We start from the raw sequence: 1,140 nt of genomic DNA, 5'->3' as shown, positions 1-1,140 counted from the left end.
TCACCTTCGAGCCCGCGCCCCCCAGCCCCACGCGCCCCATCACCGCCCAGCCGCCGCTCACCTACGACGACGGCATCCACGAGGAACAGAAGCTGGAGCCCACCCGCCCGCTGCCCATTGCGTGGCTGCGCAGTGGCGACGCGACGTTCTGGTACCAGTGGGACGTTCACTCCCCTTGGGAGCCCACCCCCTACGTGATGGAGGACTTCGCGGCGCCGGACGCGCAGCTTCGGGCCCTGAGCGTGGGAGGCTGGGGCTTCAAGCCGCTGGGCGCCAACAGCAGCTATGTGAGCTTCCGCATGGAGTGGCGCACCGCGCGGGTTCCCATCGTGGCCGGCGCGCTCCGTCCCGTCAGCCGAGGCGCCGCGTGCCAGCCCTCGCCCACGGACGGATGTCCCTGGACGGACGGCAAGGCGGACGTGGTGAGATTCAATCAGTATCCGGGCCGGACCCCTCAGGCCGACGCGCTCACGCTCTCGCTGACCTCGCCCACGCGACTGGCGCGCGCCGTGGTGCGCGCGCTGGACTTCATCCCGGGGTACCAGACCACCATGCAGGTGCGCCTGGAGGGGAGCGCGGATGGCGAACAGTGGAGCCTCCTCCAGGAGGCGCCTGTCACGCCGCTCACGGCGGACGTGGCCTGGAACGCGTTCGCGGGCCTCTCTGACTACAGCGCGAAAGACAGCCCCTACGGCGACCCACCCTTCAGTCCCGAAGCCGAGCCCACCTATCTGGATCTCCCCCTGAATGACATCGGGCCCGTGCGCCACGTCCGACTCACCGTGGTGAATCAGGATGGGGCCCAGGTCAAAACGCTGCCCTTGACCCGGCTGGCGGAGCTGTCTCTGTTTGAGTGAGCGCGGCGCTCACGCTGCCACGCCAGTCATCGCCGAGGCATGGAAGCGCACTTCCTCCACCTTCAATGAAAGGGCTTCGGTCCGTGGACGAGAGGGAGGAGCGCGCGGCCCTCTGGACCCGAATCATGGGGAGCGAGTGACACCCCGAAGCGGACACGGTGTTGTAGACCCATCGTGTCCCACCCCCGTCTGCTACTGCCCTTCGCCGTGTTGAGCTTCGCCGCTGGCTGCGGGCGCTATCTCGAGGACCCCATCTTCGCCTACGGCCGCGTGCTGAACGCGG

At 68.8% G+C, this 1,140-nt stretch carries 1 protein-coding gene; it reads left to right on the top strand.

The window, feature by feature from the left end; all coding sequences use genetic code 11:
• A partial coding sequence (locus JGU66_36355; protein ID MBJ6766249.1) for a hypothetical protein occupies nucleotides 1-857 on the top strand: 857 nt, incomplete at its 5' end.
• Nucleotides 858-1,140 lie beyond the last annotated feature (283 nt).

The organism is Myxococcaceae bacterium JPH2 (assembly GCA_016458225.1).
Taxonomy (GTDB): Bacteria; Myxococcota; Myxococcia; order Myxococcales; family Myxococcaceae; genus Citreicoccus.
Note: the sequence above shows the minus strand (reverse complement) of the source record. Positions and strands in the feature narration are given on the sequence as shown.